General features: G+C 43.3%; 23 protein-coding genes. 2 read left to right on the top strand and 21 right to left on the bottom strand.

All coding sequences use genetic code 11. The features are described 5' to 3' along the window. Positions 1–64: 64 nt before the first annotated feature. The 17 genes from ACFSCZ_RS11120 to queG form a co-directional block, all read right to left on the bottom strand. Complete coding sequence (locus ACFSCZ_RS11120; RefSeq protein WP_380774004.1) at positions 65–1,063, bottom strand: alpha-ketoacid dehydrogenase subunit beta; 999 nt, start codon at positions 1,061–1,063, stop codon at positions 65–67. Further along, a complete protein-coding gene (pdhA, locus tag ACFSCZ_RS11115) occupies positions 1,060–2,130 on the bottom strand; it encodes a pyruvate dehydrogenase (acetyl-transferring) E1 component subunit alpha (RefSeq protein WP_380774003.1) in 1,071 nt (356 codons plus the stop codon). Before pdhA ends, ACFSCZ_RS11120 begins: the two co-directional genes overlap by 4 nt. 29 nt (positions 2,131–2,159) lie before the next feature. Further along, the gene (locus tag ACFSCZ_RS11110) at positions 2,160–3,269 is read right to left on the bottom strand and encodes a Leu/Phe/Val dehydrogenase (protein ID WP_380774002.1); all 1,110 of its coding nucleotides are present in this window, start codon (positions 3,267–3,269) and stop codon (positions 2,160–2,162) included. Positions 3,270–3,401: 132 nt separating this feature from the next. Continuing rightward, a complete protein-coding gene (locus ACFSCZ_RS11105) occupies positions 3,402–4,199 on the bottom strand; it encodes an ABC transporter ATP-binding protein (protein ID WP_380774001.1) in 798 nt (265 codons plus the stop codon). After that, the gene (locus ACFSCZ_RS11100) at positions 4,177–5,226 is read right to left on the bottom strand and encodes an ABC transporter permease (protein ID WP_380774000.1); all 1,050 of its coding nucleotides are present in this window, start codon (positions 5,224–5,226) and stop codon (positions 4,177–4,179) included. Before ACFSCZ_RS11100 ends, ACFSCZ_RS11105 begins: the two co-directional genes overlap by 23 nt. Before the next feature lie 14 nt (positions 5,227–5,240). After that, positions 5,241–6,272 carry an ABC transporter substrate-binding protein gene (locus ACFSCZ_RS11095; protein WP_380773999.1) on the bottom strand — a complete coding sequence of 344 codons (1,032 nt, stop codon included), beginning with the start codon at positions 6,270–6,272 and terminating at the stop codon, positions 5,241–5,243. Positions 6,273–6,390: 118 nt separating this feature from the next. Further along, complete coding sequence (locus ACFSCZ_RS11090) at positions 6,391–7,164, bottom strand: enoyl-CoA hydratase-related protein (protein ID WP_380773998.1); 774 nt, start codon at positions 7,162–7,164, stop codon at positions 6,391–6,393. A gap of 11 nt (positions 7,165–7,175) precedes the next feature. Next, on the bottom strand, positions 7,176–7,952 hold the full coding sequence (locus ACFSCZ_RS11085; protein ID WP_380773997.1) for an enoyl-CoA hydratase/isomerase family protein: 777 nt from the start codon (positions 7,950–7,952) through the stop codon (positions 7,176–7,178). Beyond that, entirely contained in the window at positions 7,945–8,250 is a 306-nt protein-coding gene (locus ACFSCZ_RS11080) for an EthD family reductase (RefSeq protein ID WP_380773996.1), read from the bottom strand. The genes ACFSCZ_RS11085 and ACFSCZ_RS11080 overlap by 8 nt, the downstream gene beginning before the upstream one ends. A gap of 46 nt (positions 8,251–8,296) precedes the next feature. After that, complete coding sequence (gene paaB, locus ACFSCZ_RS11075) at positions 8,297–8,671, bottom strand: 1,2-phenylacetyl-CoA epoxidase subunit PaaB (RefSeq protein ID WP_380773995.1); 375 nt, start codon at positions 8,669–8,671, stop codon at positions 8,297–8,299. A gap of 29 nt (positions 8,672–8,700) precedes the next feature. Continuing rightward, entirely contained in the window at positions 8,701–9,642 is a 942-nt protein-coding gene (gene paaA / locus ACFSCZ_RS11070; RefSeq protein WP_380773994.1) for a 1,2-phenylacetyl-CoA epoxidase subunit PaaA, read from the bottom strand. A gap of 220 nt (positions 9,643–9,862) precedes the next feature. Next, complete coding sequence (gene yhbH, locus ACFSCZ_RS11065) at positions 9,863–11,029, bottom strand: sporulation protein YhbH (protein ID WP_380773993.1); 1,167 nt, start codon at positions 11,027–11,029, stop codon at positions 9,863–9,865. Between the two features lie 294 nt (positions 11,030–11,323). Then, the gene (locus tag ACFSCZ_RS11060) at positions 11,324–13,219 is read right to left on the bottom strand and encodes a PrkA family serine protein kinase (protein WP_380773992.1); all 1,896 of its coding nucleotides are present in this window, start codon (positions 13,217–13,219) and stop codon (positions 11,324–11,326) included. Positions 13,220–13,587: 368 nt separating this feature from the next. Beyond that, positions 13,588–14,061 carry a tRNA (uridine(34)/cytosine(34)/5-carboxymethylaminomethyluridine(34)-2'-O)-methyltransferase TrmL gene (trmL, locus tag ACFSCZ_RS11055; RefSeq protein ID WP_380774062.1) on the bottom strand — a complete coding sequence of 158 codons (474 nt, stop codon included), beginning with the start codon at positions 14,059–14,061 and terminating at the stop codon, positions 13,588–13,590. Positions 14,062–14,153: 92 nt separating this feature from the next. Next, the gene (locus ACFSCZ_RS11050) at positions 14,154–15,020 is read right to left on the bottom strand and encodes an amidase domain-containing protein (RefSeq protein WP_380773991.1); all 867 of its coding nucleotides are present in this window, start codon (positions 15,018–15,020) and stop codon (positions 14,154–14,156) included. A 354-nt stretch (positions 15,021–15,374) separates the two neighbouring features. After that, positions 15,375–15,767 (bottom strand): KGG domain-containing protein, encoded by a 393-nt coding sequence (locus ACFSCZ_RS11045; protein ID WP_380773990.1) that lies wholly within the window; start codon positions 15,765–15,767, stop codon positions 15,375–15,377. A gap of 112 nt (positions 15,768–15,879) precedes the next feature. Then, complete coding sequence (gene queG / locus ACFSCZ_RS11040; RefSeq protein WP_380773989.1) at positions 15,880–17,025, bottom strand: tRNA epoxyqueuosine(34) reductase QueG; 1,146 nt, start codon at positions 17,023–17,025, stop codon at positions 15,880–15,882. 108 nt (positions 17,026–17,133) lie between these two features. Here queG and ACFSCZ_RS11035 point away from each other — a divergent pair, with 108 nt between their 5' ends. After that, a complete protein-coding gene (locus ACFSCZ_RS11035) occupies positions 17,134–17,808 on the top strand; it encodes a B3/B4 domain-containing protein (protein ID WP_380773988.1) in 675 nt (224 codons plus the stop codon). Positions 17,809–17,928: 120 nt separating this feature from the next. Here ACFSCZ_RS11035 and ACFSCZ_RS11030 read toward each other — a convergent pair whose 3' ends face one another. The 4 genes from ACFSCZ_RS11030 to ACFSCZ_RS11015 all read right to left on the bottom strand — a co-directional run bounded on the left by ACFSCZ_RS11030 (position 17,929) and on the right by ACFSCZ_RS11015 (position 23,338). Further along, on the bottom strand, positions 17,929–19,137 hold the full coding sequence (locus ACFSCZ_RS11030) for a dihydrolipoamide acetyltransferase family protein (protein ID WP_380773987.1): 1,209 nt from the start codon (positions 19,135–19,137) through the stop codon (positions 17,929–17,931). A gap of 109 nt (positions 19,138–19,246) precedes the next feature. After that, positions 19,247–20,281: an alpha-ketoacid dehydrogenase subunit beta gene (locus ACFSCZ_RS11025; protein ID WP_380773986.1), complete on the bottom strand. Its 1,035-nt coding sequence runs from the start codon at positions 20,279–20,281 to the stop codon at positions 19,247–19,249. Between the two features lie 22 nt (positions 20,282–20,303). Beyond that, positions 20,304–21,290 (bottom strand): thiamine pyrophosphate-dependent dehydrogenase E1 component subunit alpha, encoded by a 987-nt coding sequence (locus ACFSCZ_RS11020; RefSeq protein ID WP_380773985.1) that lies wholly within the window; start codon positions 21,288–21,290, stop codon positions 20,304–20,306. 191 nt (positions 21,291–21,481) lie between these two features. Further along, the gene (locus tag ACFSCZ_RS11015; RefSeq protein ID WP_380773984.1) at positions 21,482–23,338 is read right to left on the bottom strand and encodes a sigma-54-dependent Fis family transcriptional regulator; all 1,857 of its coding nucleotides are present in this window, start codon (positions 23,336–23,338) and stop codon (positions 21,482–21,484) included. A gap of 200 nt (positions 23,339–23,538) precedes the next feature. On the opposite strand from ACFSCZ_RS11015, the gene ACFSCZ_RS11010 reads away from it, so the two are divergent. Beyond that, the gene (locus ACFSCZ_RS11010; RefSeq protein WP_380773983.1) at positions 23,539–24,867 is read left to right on the top strand and encodes a Na+/H+ antiporter family protein; all 1,329 of its coding nucleotides are present in this window, start codon (positions 23,539–23,541) and stop codon (positions 24,865–24,867) included. Positions 24,868–25,005: the final 138 nt, after the last annotated feature.

Here is a 25,005-nt window from a genome sequence, read left to right as displayed (position 1 = left end):
ATGCTTTTTTCAGGAATGCACTGAAAAAAGGTCTAATCCAGGCGATTAGACCTTTTACATGTTTTTAGAAATGGACCACTCTTTCAATCGCCGCTGCCACCCGGTCTGGTGTTGGCAAATAATGCTGTTCCAAAGAATAAAACGGAACCGGAACATCAAACCCTGTTACTCTTTCAATCGGTGACTTTAAATAAAGAAAGGAGGTATCATTGATCAAAGCAATAATTTCTGCCCCCAATCCGCTTGTTGCATGCGCTTCATGAACAATCACAGCTCTCCCGGTTTTTTGTACTGATTCTGCAATCATATCGCGGTCAAGCGGATATAATGTCCGCAAATCCAAAACTTCACAAGTTATTCCTTTTTCTTCCATTCGATTGGCAGCTTTCACTGCAACGGGTACCATTGCCCCCCAGGCAATAAGTGTTACATCTTCGCCATCAGCAAGCTTTTTTGCTTTCCCTATCTCAACGGTATACTTCTTTTTTGGAACGTCTTCTCTGAATGCCCGATACGATCTCATGGATTCCAAAAACAGAACCGGATCAGGGTCTTCAATGCTGGCAATCAACAGCCCTTTGGCATCATAGGGATTGGCCGGACAAACTACCTTGATTCCCGGCATATGAGTAAATAAAGCTTCAACACTGTCAGAATGGATTTCAGGAGCACGGATCCCGGCTCCGTATGGGGCACGAATTACAAGAGGGACATGATAATGACTGTTAGTTCTCATTCTAAGCCTGGTGACATGCGTCATAATTTGCTCAAAGGCAGGATATATAAAACCCAGAAATTGCATTTCTATAACTGGCAACAGACCGTTGACCGCCATCCCGACGGCTGTCCCGGCAATTCCTGCTTCACTGATGGGAGTGTCGATCACCCGTTTTTCTCCAAACTCTTGTATGAGTCCATCCGTTGCACGGAACACCCCGCCATTGACTCCGATGTCTTCTCCCATGAGTATGATTTCTTCACGTTCCTTCATCATTGTTCTTAGTCCATCGGTAACCGCTTGAACCAATGTCAGCTTTTGTGAAGCCGGTGCAGATATACTCATGACTGAACACCTCGCAAGAAAGCAATATATTGATCTTTTTGTTCCTGAATGATCCATGGTTTCACTTCAAATACGTGATCAAATAGAGCATTGACATCGACTGCAGGATAAGACTCCATTTTTCGGACGGCACTTTCTACTGTTTCAGCTGCTTCCTCCCCAATAGATTCAGACCATGTCTCATCCCATATCCCTTCTTTCTTCATATATCTTTCCAGCCTTAAAATCGGATCTCCATTTTTCCGTTTGGTTTCACTCAGCGTTTGATCCCGGTATTTCGTTGGATCATCGGCTGTTGTATGGGCACCGTACCGCCACGTCACTGCTTCAATCAAGGTTGGTCCATCTCCTGCTCTCGCTCTTTCCAATGCTTTTTTTGTTTCCAGATAAGCGGCAAATACATCATTCCCGTCTATTTGCACTCCCGGAATGTCATATGCAACTGCTTTTTGGGCAATCGTTTGAGAATTCATCTGCTTTTCCAGTGGCACAGAAATAGCGTAATGATTATTTTGATTAAAGAAAACGACAGGTGCATGAAAAATACTGGCAAAGTTCAGTCCCTCATGGAAATCACCTTCAGATGTAGATCCGTCACCAAAGTACACAATGACTGCATGTTTTGTCCCTTTATATTGTTCAGCCATGGCAGCCCCTGCGGCATGCGGCAGCTGTGTTGCGAGCGGAACTGCCGGTGGGAATATTCTCTTACCCTTAGGTGGAACACAGCCTTCAGATCTGCCATTCCAATAAAGCATTACGGTTTCCATGGGCATTCCAAATGTCATGGTTGCTGCATGATCCCTGTAGGTCGGAAAAATCCAATCATCCGGCCTGAGAGCCAAAGCGCTCCCTACCTGTGCTGCTTCCTGCCCCTCAAATGGAGCATAAGTTCCCAGTCTCCCCTGCCGCTGCATATTGATCGCTTTTCTGTCAAAGGTCCGCATAAGAACAAGCTGCCGATAGCATAATTTCACGAAATCTTCCGTCAACTCAGTTTTCACTTCATTGTTTACGAGATTCCCGTCACCGTCTATATATACGACCTTTCTAAATTTCTCCTCCATGGTACTCCTCCTTTAAGAACACATGGATATTATTGCCTAATATGCCATTTCGGCGGGATGCCTCTTGTAAAAAAACTATTCCCCTCTCTGCTGGCCCTTATTTTCTTTTCACAAAAACGGTTGGATGCCTCCAGAGTAGATATTCCTTCTCTTTCCGAAACTTGAAAAATTTGTAAGAGGGAATCATAGATGGCTTTAGTTTTCGTTAAAATCCGTTCCTTGTTGGCCCCGTAAAGTTCATCCGTTACTTGGATCAGCCCTCCCGCATTTACAATGTAATCAGGGGCATAAATAATGCCTCTTTCCTGAAGTACACGACTGTGATGTTCTTCTTTTAACTGATTATTTGCCGATCCTACAACCGCTTTTGTCTTCAGCATCTGGATTGTTTCATCATTCAGTATTCCTCCGATTGCACACGGAACAAATACATCCGCTTCAACACTATATATATCATCACTGTAAACAGCCTTGATCGACGAATTACCGAGCTCTTCTCCGCGCCTGACCAAATTAGCAATGATCCGTTCATTCGGTTCAGCAACATAAAGCTTTGCATCTTCCAGGAGAAGCCTTTCCGCTACTTTAAAGCCGACTTTCCCGAGTCCTTGTACTGCAAACGTCTTGCCTTCAAGTTCACTGGAGCCGTTAATAAACTGGTTTGTTGCTTGAATGCCGTAAATGACGCCCAAAGCTGTTGGAACAGAAGAGTCCCCTCCTCCGCCGTATTCTTCCGGCAGGCCGATAATACAATTGGTCTCTTTCATCGCATGAACAAAGTCGGAAGGTTCTGTCCCCATATCTGTTCCTGTATAAAAGCGTCCATTCAGTGATTCAACGAACCTGCCAAATGCCCTGAAAAGTTCCGGAGATTTATCTTTGGCCGGATTTCCAATAATGACAGCTTTACCGCCGCCAAAATCTACATCAGCCGCTGCACACTTGTATGTCATTCCTTTAGATAAGCGCAGAACATCTTCCAGTGCCTCTTCAAATGAAGTATAAGGAAACATTCTGCATCCTCCTGTTGCGGGCCCAAGAGCAGTGCTATGAATCGCAATGATTGCCTTTAAACCTGTCTTTGGATCGTTGCAGACAACTACTTGTTCGTGCTCCTGAATCTCATCAAAAAAATTCACAGCTCTCTTCCTTTCATGCTGTTCTGTGTTGAAGCGCTTTCATTTACTTTATCCGGCAAAAAGGGGCATGTATCATCGAATGCATTACAAAGCCCCGCCGGTTTCGGTACAGCATATCTGGTAAGACCTTGCTTAATTAGCAAGCAGTGCCTTGTCGCTGGCAAATTGTTCACCGCGAATCCGCTGAAACTCTTCCAGCAGCGTCTCAATGGTTAACTTTTTCTTCTCTTCTTCTTCAACTTCAAGGATAATTTGGCCCTTATCCATCATAATCAGACGGTTTCCAAGGTCTAACGCCTGCTGCATGTTATGGGTAACCATCAACGTCGTCAGTTGATCTTTTTCTACCAGCTCTTTCGTTAATTTGGTAATCAATTCAGCTCTTGCCGGGTCGAGAGCAGCCGTGTGCTCGTCAAGCAATAAAATAGAGGGTTGAGTGAAAGTTGCCATCAGCAGCGATAAGGCTTGCCTTTCCCCTCCGGACAAAAGACCCACTTTTGCATTCAAACGATTTTCTAAATTTAAATGCAGTCTTTCAAGTGCGGTCCTGAAAAAGTCCTTTCTTTTACGGTCCACTCCACTTTTCAATGTTCTTTTTTTATTTCGGGAATACGCCATGGCCAAATTTTCTTCAATTGTCATGGAAGGAGCGGTTCCAGCCATAGGGTCCTGGAATACCCTCCCTATGAAACGGGAACGTTTAAATTCCGGGAGCTTAGTAACATCTCTGGATTCAATTTCAACTGTACCGACATCCGGGGTCAAAACACCTGAAATCATATTCATCAAAGTGGACTTTCCAGCACCGTTACTGCCGATGACTGTAACGAAATCGCCTTTTTTTAATGAATAGTTCACTCGATCCAGAGCTATTTTTTCATCCGGTGTTCCTTCGTTGAAGATTTTGCTAATCTGTTCGAGCTTCAGCAACGGTTTCGACCTCCTTGTTATCAGTATTTTTTAAAGCTGCCATCCTTTCAGCGTGACGCTTTGCCTTTCGCTTGTTCTCTCTTCTCTTATCAATGATTTGAGGCATAACAAGAGCTGCAATCACAATGACAGCTGTGATCAGTTTCATATCTCCTGTATCAAGCAGCTTGATCCGCAAAGCCAAACCAAGAACAATACGGTAAATAATAGCACCCGCTATAACTGCCAGTGTTGTTCTTACAATTGTCTTTGTACCAAAAATGGCTTCACCAATGATCACAGAAGCAAGACCTATAATAATCATTCCGATTCCCATTCCGATATCCGAAAACTTGGAGTACTGAGCGATCAATGCTCCTGATAAAGCAACGAGTCCGTTTGAAATCCCCAATCCCAGGATTACAAGATTATCTGTATTTGCTGAAAAGCTTCTGATCATCCGTTTATTATCCCCGGTTGCTCTAATGGCCAGACCGACTTCTGTACGCAAAAACCAATCTGCAGCCAACTTGATAATCAATGTGACAATCGCCATTAGAACGAGCGTGCCCCATGTCGATGGAAGGTGCTTGATGCCGATCGCGGCCAACATACTGTTTAAAGCTGTGTCAATGCCGAGTGATCCCCAAAAGCCCTGAAACTGTGAAAAGATGGTTTCAGAATTCAAAAGCGGAATATTCGGCCTGCCGACAGAAGTATCTGAAGTCATCCCCATAATGCGTAAATTGATTGAATATAAGGCAATCATCATTAATATACCGGATAAAAGGGGATTAATCTTTCCTTTCGTATTTAACAGTCCTGTTATACAGCCGGCAAAAAAGCCGATGACAAGGGCAGTTACTGTGGCTGCTGCCGGATGATATCCGAAGATGATCATCGTGGCAGCAACCGCAGCACCTGTTACAAAGCTTCCATCTACAGTCAGATCCGGAAAATCAAGAACCCGGAACGAAAGATACACGCCAAGGGCCATAATTGCATAGATGATTCCTTGCTCAACGGAGCCAAACAGAGCTGCAAACATATAGAATCATCTCCTTATTTTTCTAATTCTTTAACGTCCTCTGCATTCCATTCATCTTTGATTTCAATACCAACGGCATCAGCAGTTTCTTTGTTAATGACAAATTTCAGGTTCTGTGGATATTGGACCGGCATTTCAGCAGGCTCACTTTCACCTTTCAGTACTTTAACCGCCATCTGGCCAGCCTCATATCCAATGTCATAATATTCAAAGCCGTAGGCCCCAAAGCCGCCTCTTTCAACTGAATCGAATTCCCCAACCATCATAGGAATGTTATTGTCGTTCGCAACAGATACTACGGATTCCAGTGCAGATACGACCGTGTTATCTGTAATGGTATACATGGAATCTACACTGCCTACGAGTGATTCAGCAGCCTGTTTTACATCAGCAGATGTAGCCACGGAAGCTTCAACAATTTCAAGCCCTAATCCCTCGTCCTCAATTAATTGTTTAATAGAGTCTACCTGGGCACGGGAGTTTTGCTCACCTGAATTGAAAACCATTCCAACTTTCTCTGCGTTCAATTCCTCTTTCAAAAACTTCAATGTATTTGGAATGGCATCCGGATGTGTATCTACGGTTCCGGTTACATTTCCGCCGGGGTTTTCATTGGATTCTACCAATTCGGCACCTTCAGCATCTGTAACAGAGGTAAAGATGATCGGTATATCACTCGTAGCGCTTGCTGCTGCTTGAGCACTTGGAGTGGAATTGGCAAAAATCAGATCAACTCCTGCGCTGACAAGGTTATTGGCAATAGATGTATTTGCACTGTTATCTCCCTGTGCAATTTGAACATCATATTCGGCATCAATACCCGCTTCTTCCAGAGCTGCTTTAAATCCGTCAAAGGCCGCATTCAAAGATGGATGCTCAACAATTTGAGTGACACCGATTGTATATTTCTGTGCCTCTTCCTCCTGGGCGGGCTGGTCTGTGCTGCTTTCTTCTTCAGGAGCAGATGAGTTGTTACCGCAAGCTGCAAGCATGAGTATAGCCCCGCTAAATAAAGCCATTGCACTTCTTTTCCACTTTCTCTTCATTGATTTTCCCCCTCATTATTGTTTTATTGTCTTTTAAAAAAGGACAATAATTATCGTTATGGTACAATGGTTAGGCTTGATAGTCAATAAGTTTCAGTGCATCGCTGTGCGGTTTCTATCAATCTCCCGTAAAGACAGGACGGCGTTTTTCCAGAAACGCTTTCACACCTTCCTGATGATCATTGGACTGCCCGGCCCGTTTTTGATGATAAGCTTCCATTTCCAATACTTGTTCAAGGGAGGACTCCCAAGATTTTGCAAGGCTTTCTTTTATCATTTCGAATGCTTTGGTTGGTATAGATGCAAGCTTTTCCGAGAACTCGGCTACTTCCGTTTCCCAATTTTGGGCTTGAATGACTTGTGTGACAAGTCCGAGCCTAGCAGCTTCCTCGGCTTGGATCTTTTCGCCGAGCACCATCAGTTCCAAAGCTTTTGCATGTCCGACTATACGCGGCAAATAATATGTATTGCCGGAGTCAGGTACAAGCCCTATATGAATAAACGCATTCAAAAAGTTGGCTTTTTCTGAAGCGAGCCTGAAATCTGCAGCCAAGGCCAGACTGAAGCCAGCCCCTGCGGCTGTTCCGTTTACGGCAGCAATCACCGGCTTGCCAATGTTACTCATTTTTTGAATCACCGGATTATAGCGCTCTCTCAGCAAATCCCCGTAGTCTGTGGAAGCGTCCACTTCCCCCAAATCCTGCCCGGCACAAAAAGCTCTCCCTGCACCTTGCAGGACAATAGACCGTACGTTGCTGTCCTCATCTGCCATATGAAGCGCTTTCAATAACTCGAAATGCATTGTGTTGTTAAAAGCATTCAATTTATCCGGGCGGTTCAATGTGATCCATGCAGTAGAACCTTTCACTTTATACCCGATCGTTTCAAACATGTTATCTCCCCTTAACGTCCTTTAAACTCTGCTTTTCTTTTTTCAACAAATGCCTGCATTCCTTCTTTTTGGTCTTCCGAAGAAAAGAGCAGATAAAAATTTTTTCTTTCAAAATACATTCCTTCCTGAAGTGGAACATCCACTGCTTTATGAACGGCTTCTTTAATAAGCCGGACTGCAAGCGGTGGTTTTTCTGACAGCAGCCTGGCGTATTGTATTGCTTCTTTGAACAGTAAGTCTTTTGGATACAGCCTGTTAACAATTCCAAGCTCCACAGCTTCTTTTGACGTGTGCATGTCACCGCCCCAGATCCATTCCAAAGCTCTTGATTTGCCGATCAGTTTCGTGAGCCTCTGTGTTCCTCCTGCACCCGGCATGACACCCAATTTGATTTCCGGAAAAGCAAATTGGGCATCATCTGCTGCAAACAGTAAATCGCAAACTAACGCCAGCTCAAAACCGCCTCCCAGGCAGTAACCGTGCACCGCGCCGATAACCGGTTTTTTTGTAAGACTTAAGCGATCCCAGTCAGCAAATTGATTGAGCAGCTCCATGGAGACGGCATCATCTTCTGCCATTTCTTCAATATCTGCCCCAGCTGCAAAGGCTCTTCCCTTTCCGGCAAGCAGTATGACCCGTACATCTTCATCGCGGTCATATGCTTCAAAAGCAGAGAGAATCTCATAAACCATCTTCCGATTCAAGGCATTGAGGACATCCGGGCGGTTCAGCCAAACAATCCCCACCCGGCCGTCTGTCTCTGTTTTGATATATTGATAATCAGCCATTTACTTCCTCACCGAACATAAATGTGACAAGATCCCCGGCAAATTTCATGACATCCTTTCCTGAGGCTTTCGATTCTTCTGTTTTGGACGCTTCCTTAAAAGCTTCAAAACTATCATAATACATTTCACACATTAAATAATAAGGACTCTCACCTGCCGGAGATCCCGTGAACTTTGTTACTTCCGCTTTGCGAAGACCTGGAATCTTCTCGGTAAGCGGCAGATGGGTTTCAAAATAATATTGATCAAATTCCTCTGGGTTTTCCGGTTTTTTGAATAACGCAATCATTTTAAACATGCATCATGTCTCCTTTATTTGTTATAGATGAGATACATTCAGCAAATTATTGTGTCTTTTTCCTGCCTTCTTTTCCCATTTCTCCCCAAGACATAATTTCCTTTTCATCCAGCATGTTTTGCTCATATTGCCGCCATTTCTTTTTTAGGTAACCATACCCTTTCGTCAAACGGTAATCTTTGTTATCCAGCCTTTTTACCATTTCCCTTTCTTCGGGTTTCATCATGCGGATATCTTCCCGCTTTACGACCCAGAGATCAACAACCGGCTCGCGCCGCATAAAATTCTCCTGGGCCATGATAAAAGCCATTTCTCTATTGGGGGCCAGCAGACTGAACTGGTGCTGAAAATCTCCCTTTTGATTCCGCTTGCTGAATACTTCATACACTTGATAGAAACCATCTATATTGCCTTTGGCCATCTATGATTCCTCCTCTTTCGTGCAAAACTTCAGCTAAGAGCTCTTCTAACCCATTCATTTTCTTTAAAGGCTGTTCTCCTTAATTGAAGCCTGCTTTGGGATTTCGGTCCCTGATTGGAAATAATCTTTTTAAATTCGTTCCAGTCAGGCTGTTGATAGATCCATTCCTGCTTTTCTTCATCATATCTCAATGTTTCATCTGGGACCGTAAGCCCCAGTGATAACACTCTTGGAATATATTTCGAAAGAAAATCCTGGCGCAGCTGCTCATTTGTTTTCGTCCTGATCTTATATCGAATGGTAATATCCTGTTTGGACGATCCGGTGGTTTCAGCCGAAGGAGGACCAAAAAACATTAGCAATGACGGCCACCATCTGTTAATGGCGTCTTGAATCATATCTTTCTGTTCCTTCGTTCCTTCAGCCAAAGCCAAAATAATGGATTCCCCATGCTGGGCATGAAACACTTCCTCTGCACAAATCCTTTGTAATGCACGGGCATAAGGTCCATAGGAGGCATTTAACATGTTCGTTTGCGTAATAATCGCGGCACCGTCAACGAGCCAGCCGATCAATCCGGCATCTGCCCACGTGGGTGCCTCCATATGAAAAACATTATGAAACTTTAAATCTCCGTTTAAGAGATCGTTCATTAAATCTTCCCGCCCTTTACCGAGCGGTGCCATCAAATCTTCAGCAACTCTCAAAAGGAGCTGTCCATGCCCCATTTCGTCCTGCACTTTTGCCATAATTCCAAGTTTTCTCCGGAGTGAAGGGGCTCTGGGAACCCATTCTTTTTCCGGCAATGCTCCCATAATTTCGCTCATCCCATGCATGGAAATCAATTTAATCAGCGCCATTCGGTAATCATCCGGCATCCAGTCGTCCGGCTCAATTTTTTCACCGTTGTTTATTCTTTCCATAAACAGATTCAGCTTTTCTTCATACGAAAGTCCTTCAGCTACACCCATTTTTTATGGACCCCTTTCATAAGCAACGTTCTGTGTATACGCCTTCATTTATTTTATGATTTATATAACAGAAAATTGTCCCATTCGGTTAATTCTGTTATATATTTATTTACAGAATACTTGTATTTTCATGGACTGTCAACTATAAATTCAGAAAATTATTCAATTAAAAGAGAGAGTCCTTTTTATGAAAGAACTCTCGATTCATTTTCCCCTATTTTTAAACTGGGGAAGATTGCTCTTCTTTTTTAAAAAAACTTTTCATGGCGTGGTATACGTCCGCTTTCTGCTTTAAAATATAATATCGGAACTTTTCGTCTTTAATATTTTTATAAGCGGACATCAATGTTGAATTTCTTTGATATTGATTTACCTCACCATACCCAAACATATTGGATTTTTCCATTAATTCTCCGACCAGCTTGATACATCTTGCATTGTCTGACGTCAGATTATCTCCATCCGAAAAATGAAAGGGGTAAATATTATAACGGCCGGGATCGTATTTTTCAGAAATGACCTCCAGCGCTTTTCGGTACACAGACGAACAAATCGTTCCTCCACTTTCTCCCTTAGAGAAAAAATCTTCTTCTGTTACAACTTTGGCCTCTGTATGGTGGGCAATAAATTCAATGGTCACTTTTTCATATTTCGTGCGTAAAAAACGTGTCATCCAAAAGAAGAAACTTCGAGCCATATATTTTTCCCAGACTCCCATTGAACCGCTCGTATCCATCATGGCTATGACAACCGCATTGGATTCTGGTTTTTGTACTTCATTCCATGTTCTAAATTTTAAATCTTCAGGAAATATGGGGTAGAATTTTGGATCTCCTTTGATTGCATTTCGCTTAAATGCACTCATCATCGTCCGTTTTTTATCAATATTACCCATGAGACCCGTTTTCCGTACATCGTTATATTCAATATGTGTAATTTCGTTTGCATCTTGTTCTTTTCGTTTGAGATTCGGCAATTCCAGCTCTTTAAATAAAGCCTCTTCCAAATCCAGCATGGATACTTCCGCTTCATAGTAATCTTCGCCCGGCTGGTCTCCGGCTCCTTGCCCTTTACCCGGGCCAGGCTGCTGGGATCCGTCTCTTGCTACCACGTCACCCACCTGACTGTCCCCATCTCCTTGGCCGACATGTTTATTTTTATCATAATTGTATCGAATTTTATATTCATCTAAAGATCTGATTGGGATCTTCACAACATCGCGGCCATCCGACATGATAATACTTTCTTCAGTGATCAAATCCGGTAAGTTGTTGCGTATGGCCTCCTGCACTTTCTCCTGATGCCGTTGTTGATCATCATAACCTTTTCGATGGAGGGACCAATCTTCTTGAGAGACAGCAAACTGATGAGACTGCGACTTCGACATGTTCACGACGCCCCCCTTGCTATTTACATACACAGCAGTATGCCATGTATTATTCTATCTTATGCAGACAGACAGATTTATTTACAGATAGTTTAAAGAATGGGACAAATTAAAATATGATTTGAACTGTTGAAAACTGAATGTTTTCAGCAGTTCAAACTTGGTCGGCTGCCAGCATAAAAAGTATGTCATCACTGCAAATTTTTAAGCGATTCCGAAAATCTTCCCTGTATTTTAACAAAGGCCCCTTCCTCTCCGGAACATTTTGTTCACTGTTTAGGAAGGGGCTATTTGTTACCTATTTAACAAGCTTCCAACGTAACGAAGCAATTCATTGGCTGAGGTGGAGTTATAGCCGTGTTCATCAATTAATCGCGCTACCACCTCATTGATCTTTTTCAATTGCTGCTCATCAGGGGTTTTGGCTGAAGTTGTAATTTTTACGACATCTTTCAAGTCAGCAAACAGTTTCTTTTGGATCGCTTCACGTAATCTTGCATGGGAGCGGTAATCAAATTTTTTCCCTTTTCGGGCCAGGGCCGAGATTCGTATTAAAATTTCTTCCCGGAACGCCTTTTTGGCATTTTCGGAAATACCTATCTGCTCTTCGATCGAGCGCATCAACTTCTCATCAGGGCTGATTTCCTCCCCAGTCAACGGATCCTTTAACTTAGATTTGTTACAAAATGCTTCCACATTATCCAAATAATTGTCCATTAAGGTTTTGGCTGATTCTTCATAAGAGTAGACAAAAGCTTTCTGTACTTCCTTTTTGGCAAGTTCATCGTATTCTTTCCGGGCTATAGAAATGAAATTCAAGTATTTTTCACGGAGCTCCTGTGTAATGGATGGATGTTGATCAAGCCCTTCTTTCAATGATCGCAATACATCCAAGGCGTTAATGGACGGGACGTTTTTACGAATAATGGTGGATGAAATCCGGTTGATCACGTATCTCGGATCAATGCCGCTCATCCCCTCATCCTGATATTCTTTTTTTAACTCGTTTAAATCGGATGAGTTGTATCCCTCTACATTTTCCCCATCATAAAGACGCATTTTCTTCAAGAGGTCAATGTCTCCCCGCTTTGGTTCCTTCAATCGGGTCAGAACTGTAAACATGGCTGCTACCCGCAGGGTATGAGGGGCGATATGCACATCGGCAACATCACTGTCCCTAATCATTTTTTCATATATACGTTCTTCCTGAGAAACCTTTAGGTTATACGGAACAGGCATAACAATAATCCTGGAATGCAGGGCTTCGTTCTTTTTATTGGCAATAAATGAACGGTATTCCGTTTCGTTTGTATGGGCCACAATCAGCTCATCGGCAGATATTAAAGCAAATCTTCCCGCTTTAAAATTTCCTTCCTGCGTCAGAGACAGTAAATGCCAAAGGAATTTTTCGTCACACTTTAACATTTCCTGGAATTCCATCAAACCCCGATTCGCTTTATTCAGCTCGCCGTCAAAGCGGTAAGCCCGAGGATCTGATTCCGATCCGTATTCGGCAATGGTTGAAAAATCAATACTTCCCGTCAAATCAGCAATATCCTGAGACTTCGGGTCGGATGGACTGAACGTTCCGATTCCCACCCGTTTATCCTCCGACAAAAATATACGTTCTACCAAAACATCTTCGATTCGCCCGCCGTATTCCTCTTCAAGCCTCATCGTATTTAATGGCGACAGATTCCCTTCGATTTTGATCCCATATTCCTGTTGGAAGTCAGCACGTAAATGCTGCGGAATTAAATGAAGGGGGTCTTCGTGCATTGGACAGCCTTTAATGGCAAAGATGGCACCGCGGTCAGTTCTCGAATATGCTTCGAGTCCTCTTTTAAGCATGGTAACGATCGTGGATTTACCTCCGCTTACAGGACCCATTAGCAGCAAAATCCTCTTTCTGACATCCAGACGTTTAGCCGCCGGATGAAAGTACTCTTCCACCAGCTTTTCCAGCGCTTCTTCCAAACCAAACAGCTCATGGCTGAAAAAACGATATTCTTTATGCCCATTCTCCTCTTCAACACCGGCATCCTTAATCATGTTATATATACGGGAGTGTGCCGACTGCGCTACCCATGGCTTTTCTTTAATCAGTTCCAAGTAATCGGCAAAGGTTCCTTCCCATCTTAACTTCTCCTCTTGAGACCTGTATTGTTCAATCTTTTTTAGAATATCCATATGGACCTCCCTATTTGCGTAATGAGGTATGTTTAATTAACCATATGCACTCGACTGACTGAACATGTCTTACATTTAATACCGCGTCTTTTTGGAAGGAATCTGTACATTCATCATTTCGCCAAATTTCCGCCAGGGATCTTTCATTCACAATATGAAGAAAATCGGATATAATAAATTTCAGGACAACTTCGGTTAAAAAGGAGGCTTACATATAATGAGGACTATTTTAATGTTGGCTGTGGCTATTTCATTTCTTTCTGCAATTTTTGCATCAGGCCGTGAAGATAAGCCAGGTGTATTTAAAAAGTAACATTTGCCGGCTAAAGAATTAATAAAAAGGAAGCTGTCTGCCGTCAGCTTCCTTTTTATTTTAATCCGGGATATCCCTGCTGCCGAAGGGCCTCGTACACCAAAATGGCAGCTGTGTTGGACAGGTTCAATGCCCTGACATTTTCGGTCATTGGGATTCTCAGGCATCTATCTTGATACTTTTCCAGCAATTCTTTCGGCAACCCATCCGTTTCTCTTCCAAAAATAAAATAATAATTAATTTTCGGGTCATCATACGAAAACGAAGTATGGGGCTTTCGGCCGTATTTGGTCAGGAAAAAATATTCCCCGCCTTTACTGCCGGCAAAGAAATCCTCTATAGAATCGTGATAAACAATGTTGACAAATTTCCAATAATCGAGTCCTGCCCGCTTGAGCATTTTATCTTCCGTTGAGAATCCCAGAGGCCGGATGAGATGCAGGCAAGTATCTGTTGCTGCACACGTCCTCGCAATATTTCCGGTATTGGCAGGAATTTCAGGCTGATATAATACAACATGTATGGCCACTGTCGTCACCTCATTCAACTATATAACCGTCTTATTATAACACTTTGCAGTTTGATTGAAAACAGGGAGGTATATGAGGTGTAATCCCTTTATTATGACTGGCCATCAAGAATATGAAACAATTTATATTGAATATTTGGGGTGTATGCCGATGAATCTTCATATGCCCAATATCTCATCCTGCTGTTATACGTATGCGCATTGACGAGCGGCATTCCATCTGCATCCTCTCCCGTCACAATGGTATTATGATCATAACGGCCATCCCCTTGAAAGTCGTAGCAAATAATATCGCCCGGTTGAAGCTCCCGTGGATCCTGTACCTCTGCTGCACGCAGGCCGGCAGTTGAGTGCTCCAAATAAACTTTTAATGCATTGGCAACGGACCAGCTATAGCTCCAATTTCTATTCCGGTACCACCATCCCTTAGTTCGGTCAGGATAACCCCTCATTGGAGCGCCGCCTGCAAATAAGCATTGAGAAACATAGTTTGTACAATCTACATCAAACTTTTCATACGCAGGATTATAATCATTCCACCACCGTTCTGCATATTGGACAGCTTTCAGGCGGTCATAGGAGTAGCGTTCCATTCCAAAATCCCTATTCTCTTTAACCATTCTTGACTGCATGGATTCAGCATATTTTATCGGTAATTCATTATCTGCCGCCAGACGCTGATGCTTGAATGCTGCTTCTCTTCTCTCAATTTCTTCTTCTATATAAAATAATCCCCGCTGCTTAATATAATGCTTCCAATGAATTTGATAAATTAAATGGTGTTCATCGTTTTTTCTTTCAGCATGTATAATATTTCCCACTGCAGTTGTCTTGACAATCTCCGCGTTCCTTTTAGCCATCGTTTCCTTTTTACGAATCACCTGTTCATCTTTCGCTTTTCTTTCCCCTACAATCTCCTTCACTCTTCTTTCCAGCACTCCCTGAAGCTGCTTTCTCATGCCATCCCTCCTCCCCAATATATATGCTGGGAAACAGAGGTTTATCGGAAAAACGGGAAGATGACAACAGGATAAATCAAGACACATCCTCAAGCGGATTGCAAAGATTTTTGGCGTTGAGGCTGCTTCTTCATGAAGCAACAAAAATTCATTTACGTGTGAATATTTTGCAAGTGATTTTCAATGGGACGATCCTCGAATTAGCTGATTCACAGGAACCCCGAAAGAAAACAATTCATCGGTATATGAGTCATTACTAATTTAATCATTAATATATTCACAAAAAAGGAAGGCACCCATGAAGAGTACCTTCCTTTTTCTTATAGAATATCAATTGTTAACCTTTTGTTGAATTTACTCGTCATCACGCTGTCTGGCTCGGGCATTTCCGCCTTTTTCACCAATTTCTTCGTAAAAATCACGGTCGTGATTTTCAGATGTAGCTTCGCCGCCTTTGCGGCCAATCTCTTCATAGAATTCTCTGTCATGGTTTTCTGCAGTCGCTTCGCCGCCTTTGCGGCCAATCTCTTCATAGAATTCTCTGTCATGGTTTTCTGCAGTCGCTTCGCCGCCCTTACGGCCAATTTCTTCATAGAAATCTCTATCATGGTTTTCTGCAGTCGCTTCGCCGCCCTTGCGGCCAATTTCTTCATAGAAATCTCTGTCGTGGTTTCTTGCAGTGGCTTCGCCGCCTTTACGACCTGCTTCTTCTACTGACATCTTACGATCTTTATTGTTGTTAGCCATTTGAGATTCCTCCTTAGAAGTATTTTGCCTTACACTACTACTACGTTCCCACTGGACATGTTTTCAAACATTTTTTGACAAAAAAAGCGGACATACCTGTTGTCCGCACAATCTATCCTATATCTTCTTCCATGAAAAACTGAAGACCTTTATGAATTTCATGTAACACATCTTTATTTTTTTCTATTGCCTTTGCATGGAGCAAGGCAGCTTTTGCCTCGTTGCCACCGATTTTTCCAAGGGACCAGGCTGCCGTTCCCCTGATTTCCGGCCTAACATCGTGGTTTAATACCCTGATTAAATCCGGAACGGCACTCTCTTCTTTGAAATGAGCCAAAGCCAAAATCGCATTCCGCTGGATCGGCTTCTTCCCCCGCCAGGAGCCCGAAACTGCTCCAAACTGTTCTCTGAATTCCCTATTAGACAACTCAAGGAGCGGCTGCAGCAAAGGTTTGGCGACTTCAGGGTCAGGCTCCATTTGAGGATGATGATGAAAATCCATTCCTTTATTTTTCGGACATATCGTCTGGCATGTATCGCATCCGTACAGGCGGTTGCCGATCTTCTCTCGAAATTCGTCGGGAATAAAATTTTTGGACTGAGTTAAAAAGGCAATACAGCTTTGAGCATTTAATTGTCCCGGCTGGACAAGTGCACCTGTTGGACAGGCGTCCAGACATTTCGTGCATTCCCCGCATTGATCAAGAATCGGCTCATCGGGCTCAAAGGGAAGGTTAGTGATCATTTCTCCAAGATACACGTACGAGCCAAACTCCGGTGTAATAATTGAACAATTTTTTCCGCTCCAGCCGATCCCGGCACGTTCTGCAACGGCTCTGTCCACCAGTTCACCGGTATCCACCATTAATTTCATCCTGGCCTCACGGACCCTTTCATGAATAAAAGCTTCGAGCTGTTCAAGCTTTTCACGGACAAGGACATGATAGTCTACACCCCAGGAGGCTTTACAGAATATTCCGCGCCGCGCTCCTTTTTCTCCGCGTGGAGCATCTTTCATTTTGGAAGGGTAAGCAAGCGCAATTGCTATAATGGATCTGGGTTCCTCAAAAATCAAATCCGGATGTGTTCGTTCCTCAATATTTTTATGTTCAAAACCGGATTGATAGCCTAGCTCCTCCTGTCTGATCAGGAGATTTTTCATTTCAGTAAAGGGATCTGCGCTTGTAAAACCAATTTTATCAATTCCGATTTGCCGGCTGAATGAAATGATGTCTTCTTTTAATTGATTGTAATTCATCGTACAACCTCCTTTCCCAGCAAATCTCTATGTCAAGCCAAGCAGGCTAACTGTCATAACTGCAACTATATGATAAACTATTTTAAAAGAAATTTGGAGGTGAAAAGGTTGGAAGTATCCATAGACTCATCTCTTTTCGAAAAAATTCCGGATTTAAAAATTGGCGTCATTGAATATGACAACATCACAATCGGAGATTCGCCGCAAATGCTTAAAGGGAGGCTGCAGCTCTTTCAGGAATCTGCGTTTTTTGAGCTGGAAGATCACAGCGTTACGGATTATGAAGAGATAAGGGAGTGGAGATCGATCTTCAAAACACTTGGCAAGGATCCGAATCGATATAGACATTCGGCAGAGGCGCTGTATCGGCGGATTAAGAAACAAAACTATCTCCCTTCCACAAACTCCGCAGCAGACCTAAATAACTTTTTTTCTTTGAAATATAGAATCCCTCTCGGGATTTACGACCGGGAATTTATTAAAGGAAGCGTGGAGATTCGCTCCGGGAAAGAGGATGAATATTACGAAGGACTGAACGGCCGCCTGAACCACGCCAAACATTTGCTTGTCGCAGCAGATAACGAGGGTCCTTTTGGCACTCCATTTGTTGATTCGTCTCGTACAGCCGTTACCCCTCGTACAACAAAAGCTCTTCAAATCGTATATCTTTCACCAAAGATCGAAATACAGGATGCCAAAGAACTCATCGGGTCACTTGCTGCTATGTTTACACACATTAACAGCGGAGAAGCCACATCCTCCATTTTATATATGGAATCATAAGAACACGCAATGTTTCGTTCCATAGGGGGTGCGTACGAAACATTGCGTTATTATATGTACCGAGACATGTAATGGGTTACTTGTCCTGCAGCAACCGCTCTCGCATACATATCGTTCCTATCATTTAATTAGCATTTGATATGGGTTTTCCAGCATTTCCTTGATAGCAGAGAGAAATTCACTGGCTGGGACTCCGTCAATGGCCCGATGGTCAAAGGTCAAACTTAATGGAAGCATCGACTGGCGCTCCAATGTTTCACCTGCAAATACCGGTGTATCTGTAATCAGCCCCACACCTAGTATCCCTACCTCCGGAGGATTGAGTATCGGTGTGAAAAACTCTACTCCGGAAGCACCCAAACTTGTAATGGTGAAAGTAGATCCTTTCATTTCGTGAGTTTCCAAGGATCCTTCCCTTGCTTTTGTACTAAGCTCTTTAATCTGATTAGCAAGCCCCTCCATGGAATATTGTTCAGCTTTGCGTATAACGGGAACAACGAGGCCGTTATCCACCGCGACGGCCATGCCAAGATGTACTGTTTCATATGAGTGAATCTCGTGATCCATATATGTGCTATTGATTTGCTGATGTTTTAGCAATGCCAATACGGCTGCTCTGGCAACAAAATCAGTAACAGTTAATTTCCGGTCTTGCCCGGAGTTGACCTTTTTACGCAACGCGAGCATCTCTGTTACATTCGCTCTCATATGGATCGTAAGCTGGGCACTTTGTTGAATGCTTGAGAACATTCTTTCTGCAATCACTTTTCTCATACCGGTAACTTGTTTGACAGATACAGGATCAGATGGTTTATTTTCCGAAGGCGGGAGTGTTTTAGCAGCTTCCCCTTGTTTTCGGTTCATCTCTCTTTCAACATCTTCTTTCGTAATTCTCCCCTGTGGTCCCGTCCCTTTTATGGCATTGATGTCAATCCCTTCGGATTTGGCCAGCTTTCTCGCTGCCGGCGAAACCCTCACTTTTACTTGCATACTTATGGTTGGATGTTTTTTTGCTATTTCTGTTGCAGCAGCTGTTTCTTTTTCAACGGTAACCGGGGCAGAGTCCGTGGGGAGCGCATCTATTTTTTCTCCCGGCTGACCGATATATCCAATTGGTTCGCCTACAGCAACGGTCGCATCTTCCTCAACCGCCACTTCAATAAGGGTACCGCTTTCCGGAGCTTCGATATCCTTTTCTATTTTTTCCGAACTAATGACCGCGATGGATTCTCCTTTTTCAATTTCTTCCCCTTTCTCCTTCAGCCATTCAACAACCGTTCCTTCCTTCATTCCCATTCCAAGCTTGGGCATAATAATCTCTACTGCCATATTCCGCCCTCCTGTGATTATTTATATAGAAAGGAGCGCGTTATGCACGGCTTGTACATAACACGCCTTCTTGTAAAAAGTCCAGATTTTTAAAATAGGGTTGGTGATGTTATTGAACAGCAACCGCTTCATCACCGATCATTTCTGCAACTACTTTTAAAACCTTATCTCCTGATGGCAAATAAATATCTTCCAGCGCAGGTGAAAATGGAACAGGACTATGTGGGGCTGTGATCATTTTGATCGGTGCATCCAAATAGTCAAATCCTTTATCGGCAACAAGTGCTGAAATATCTGTGGCAGCGTTACATCTTGGTGTTGCCTCGTCAATTATAATCAACCTGTTTGTTTTTGCTACCGAGTTTAAAATGGTTTCTTCATCTAACGGGGACAAGCTTCTGGGATCAACGACTTCAGCCTCAATCCCTCTCCTCGCCAGTTTTTCCGCAGCCTCCAATGCAGTATGAACTTGTTTTCCGATAGCGACAATCGTCAGATCCGTTCCTTGACGCTTAATATCCGCTTTTCCCAGCGGAATGGTAAAGAAGTCGTCCTCCACTTCATCCTTCATATTGTAAAGCGTTTTGTCTTCGAAAAAGATTACGGGATCATCATCGAAAATAGAAGTCAATAAAAGCCCTTTTGCATCTCTTGGTGTCGAGGGTACCACTACCTTTAAACCGGGAATATGGGTAAATAGTGCATATAGGCTTTGAGAGTGCTGGGCTGCTGCCCGGAAGCCTGCCCCATGCATCGTCCGGATCGTCAGCGGTACCTTCGCCTTTCCTCCAAACATATAGCGCAGTTTGGCCCCCTGATTCATTACTTCATCCAGGCAGCTTCCAATAAAATCATTAAACATGAGCTCTGCTATTGGACGAAGGCCCGTTGCTGCTGCGGTTACAGAAGCACCAATAAATCCGGCTTCAGCAATCGGTGTATCCAGTACCCGGTTTCTGCCAAATTCAGTTACCAGCCCCTTTGTAACCCCCATGACGCCTCCCCATGCATCATCATCCTGCAAATGATCAACATCTGCTCCTCCAGCTACATCTTCTCCCATTAAAATCACTTTCTCATCGCGTCTCATTGCAATGGTCATGGCTTCATTCAACGCATCGGCAAACGATATCATTCTTGCCATCTATCTTCCACCTCCATCATTTTTAATAAGAAACATAGACATCTTTTAACAGATCATCTTCAGTTGGGTAGGGGCTTTCCTCTGAAAACTTCACCGCTTCTTCTACTGCTTCCTTCACTTCCATATCAATTTCATCCAACTCTCTTTCACTTGCTAATCGGTTGGATACCAAATACTCGCGGAATTTGGCGATGGCATCCAATTCGGTTAAATGCTTTTCTTTTTCTTCCATTTTCTTATAGGTTTGAGCATCTCCTTCAAAGTGACCGTAATTTCGGTAAGTCACACATTCAATTAACGTAGGACCCTCCCCATTTCTAGCCCGCTTAACGGCACGCTCTGCCGCAGCATACACAGCCATTACATCTTTGCCGTCTACTTTTTCTCCCGGAATATTGTAGCCGGCTGCTCTATCAACGATACTCTTACAGCTGGATGCATAATGGAAAGGTGTAGCTTCGGCATAGCCATTGTTCTCCGCAATAAAAATGACCGGCAACTTCCAAATAGCAGCCATGTTGATCCCTTCATGGAATGTTCCATGGTTATTGGCACCATCACCAAAAAAGCAGACAGCTACCGCATCTGTGTTGAGTGTTTTGGCTGTCAACCCGGCACCAACGGCCAGAGGAAAACCCCCTCCCACGATTCCATTGGCACCAAGCATCCCTTTTTCCACATCTGCGATATGCATAGAGCCGCCTTTTCCTTTACATAACCCCGTTACTTTTCCGTATATTTCAGCCATCATTCCATTTAAGTCGCACCCTTTGGCAATACAATGGCCATGCCCTCTATGGGTGCTCGTAATGCTGTCCTGATCATCCAAATGGGCACATACGCCAACAGCTACTGCTTCCTGGCCTGCATAAAGATGCACGAATCCCGGCAGAACTCCTGTTTGAAAAATTTCATGGACCTTGTCTTCAAATTGGCGGATCTCACACATTTTCTGATACATCCATTTTGCTTTTTGATCTGTAATACTGGCTGCAGGTGAAAGTGTCATTCTCTCTCCTCCAATCAATAGTTTTTAAAGCCCTCATCACCTATATTGTTATTGCAATTTTTATGCCAATCATGACTGAGGAGGAAAATCCCGGACGAACAACAAAATCAGATGCCCGATCGACATCTGATTCTTTCCCGGAATAAGACAAATTGATACAGCGTCTCAATTTGTCTCATTTTTTCTCCATGTCATAACTCATATTTTTTTATTTTCCTATAAAATGTGCTGCGAGAAATATTTAACTTTGCTGCCGCTTTTGTAATATTTCCATCGGCTGCTATAAGAGCTTTTACGATTTTATCCTTTTCCATTCGCTCTCTGAGTGTTAATGGCTCTTCTGAATGTAATGCACCTGTCTTTTCATTAGAGGGACCCATGGAATATAGAAGGGACTGCAATACCTCCGTTGTTGGCGGATTGCTGCCAAGTTCTACACGCAGCCGATCAAGAAAATTGTATAGTTCCCTAATATTTCCGGGCCAGTCATATGTCTCCAAACACTTAATCATTTCTGTGGAAAACGACATGGGCCATTTACTTTTCTCACAATACTCCTGAATAAAGAAAGGAAGGTCCTCCATTCTTTCCCTTAATGGCGGTAAATGAATAGGATAAATGCAAATTCTATAGAACAAATCTTTCCGTATTTTTCCTTTCCGTACTAATTCAGTCAAATCACAGTGGGTTGCGGTAATAATTCTTACATCCACCGGCTCGGGCTTGGAACCGCCGACAGGGACAACCTTCTTTTCTTCAAGAACTCTTAGGAGAGCAACTTGCATTTCATGTGATATTTCCGCGACTTCATCAAGAAAGAGGGTTCCCCCGTTTGCCTGTTGAAACTTCCCTTTATGCCCTTTTCGATCGGCACCTGTAAAAGCACCTCTTGTATATCCAAATAACTCACTGGCAATCAACTCCTTGGGAATTATCCCGCAATTTACAGCTATAAAGGGGCCGTTTTTCCTTGAGCTGTTTACATGTATCGAGCGAGCCATTACGTCTTTTCCAGTTCCTGTTTCTCCGGTTAAATGAACAGTGATATTTGTCTCGGCAGCTTTTTCAGCTTTTTTTATGGAAGATTGAAAGCTTCTGCTTATTCCCATGACACCATCTAATTGAAACGAAGAATGGATGGATCTTCCTTTTGAGATTTGGTTTTCATCTGTTTTTTCCAGACAGACTTTGTATCCGATCACTTCCTCCTGGTTTTTGGAATAGGCCGGCTGTTTGGCTGTGGCTTTATATCCTTCAGCCAAAATTTCCTGTAAAGTCAAAGGTGTGGAGTGGGACAGCTGTTTATGCAATTGGCTTGTCAGCCAGATGACTTTTTCTTTTTGAGTACATAAGAGTGTCAAAGTATCTTGGGGAGTGATAGGTGAAAATTGGCGGATGAGTTCTAATTCTTTTTCTCTTTCTGACCTGATTAACTTTTGTTCGATCGCATAAGCTGCTGAAACCACCACTGGCAGCATATGTTCATATGTCCCATACTCCAGCGGGTATGAAACATTTAAAATACCTGCTACCTTCCCGTCCCCATCCGCAATGGGTGCAGATGCGCATTCCCACGGATGCGAGGCAACAGCATAATGTTCCGGTCCGGTGACAGAGATGGGTTCCTTGATCCGCAGCGCTGTTCCAACGGCGTTTGTTCCTACTTGCTTCTCCGTCCATTGGACACCTTCAATAAATTGAATTATGTCTGCTTTTTCCAGAGCCACTGGATGGCCTTCCCGATAAAGAACGTATCCCTCAGAATCAACGAGCAAAAAAAGGGATTTCGTATGTGCAAAAAACTTCTGAAGATGCTTGATAACAGGAAGAGCTGCATGCATAAATGTCCGATTTTCATTTTTTCGCTGTAGCAATTGGTTTTGCAATAGGATGCTTTCGCCTTTTCCGTGATATGGGTTCACCCCGTTTTGGCGGCACATATACCAGGATTCCGCAATTCTATAATTTATCCTGTTTTCATCCAGCACACCCTCCTGAACAAACCGGCTCCAAACTGCCTTCTTCAGAGTATCTTGCACCTCGATCACTTCTGCATCCCGCCTTTCATCATTCGTTTTAATAGAATTTTCGATAGAAAAACTGAAACTCCTGTATTTTACTAAATATTTTGTCTTCTGTTTATATTATAAGGAGACCTTTGAAGGAAACACCAGCAATTTCCCGTTGACAATTCCTTCAGTCACACGGATGATAGAGGATGTAGAAAAAATAGAAATGAGGTAACATCATGGCAACAAATGCTGTAATCGTGAGTGTTATAGTTATGGTTGTACTTAGCCTTCTGCGGGTTAATGTACTATTTGCAATCATCCTGGCTGCACTGACTGCCGGCCTTGTATCAGGTATGAGCTTTGCTGATTCCATCAACCTTATGGTTTCGGGTATGGGCGGTCAGGCCAATACAGCACTCAGCTATATTTTACTGGGAATTTTCGCTGTTATGATTGGCCTATCAGGCATTACAAAACTATTGGTAAATCAGATACTCAACATTTTTAGCGGCAAAAAAACAATGCTGGCATTAACCATTGCCGGGATAGCTTGTCTGTCGCAAAACGTGGTGCCTGTCCATATTGCATTTATCCCTATTTTAATCCCGCCGCTTCTCAGTCTGTTTGACCGGCTGAAACTGGACAGAAGGGCAGTTGCAACTGCTCTGACATTCGGTCTAAAAGCCCCTTATGTCATGATTCCTGCAGGCTTTGGATTAATTTTTCACGGCATCATTCGTGATGAAATGCTCGCAAATGGAATGAATATTTCTTTAAACGAAGTAACCCTGTCTATGCTTATTCCAGGTTCAGGTATGATTATAGGTTTGTTGATTGCTATTTTCATTTCTTACAGAAAAGACCGGGTATCCAAAGCAGCTGATCAAAGAGAGATACCTGAATTGGACATGGCTGAAGGTTTTACGCACGAACCGGATCCCGGTTCTTGGAAAACAGCCCATACGTTTACGGTTATTGCGATCTTGGCAGCCCTGGTTATACAATTAACGACGGATTCTCTTGTTTTAGGGGCTCTAACCGGAATTATAATTATGTTTCTTACTAGAGTTATTAAATTTAATGAAGGAGATCAGGTTGTGCAGGAAGGTATTGGAATGATGGGGATGATCGCCTTTGTCATGCTTGTCGCTTCCGGATATGCAACCGTATTGAAGGAAACAGGATCTGTGTCCGAACTGGTTGAAAAAACAACCGGCATGATCGGGGACTCGCAAATGCTTCTTGCTTTTTTCATGCTTCTTTTAGGACTGGTTATTACGATGGGGATCGGGTCATCCTTCGGGACCATCCCGATTCTTGCCGCACTCTATGTACCACTTTGTGCTGCTGCAGGACTGTCACCCATGGCAACAGCCGCCCTGGTCGGGACAGCAGGAGCATTGGGTGATGCCGGTTCTCCTGCATCTGACAGTACACTGGGGCCAACAGCAGGCCTCAATGCGGACGGCCGCCATCATCATATCTGGGACACTTGTGTGCCAACCTTTCTACATTATAATATTCCGTTATTTATATTCGGAATGATTGCTGCTCTGATTTTATAGGCATTCTTTATGACAGGGGCTGTCTAAATAGCCCCTAAAATAAATCAGGAGGAGAAAACCGAATCGTTTTTCTCCTCCTGATTTTGCATTTGTGGGCTTTTTTCCTAAAAGCAGCTGGCGGATGCCCGCCACTTTCAG

The sequence above is a fragment of the Siminovitchia sediminis genome (genome assembly GCF_042680885.1).
Lineage (GTDB): Bacteria > Bacillota > Bacilli > Bacillales > Bacillaceae_C > Siminovitchia > Siminovitchia sediminis.
The sequence above is the reverse complement of the archived record's forward strand: the minus strand, read 5'-3'. Positions and strand labels throughout refer to the sequence as shown.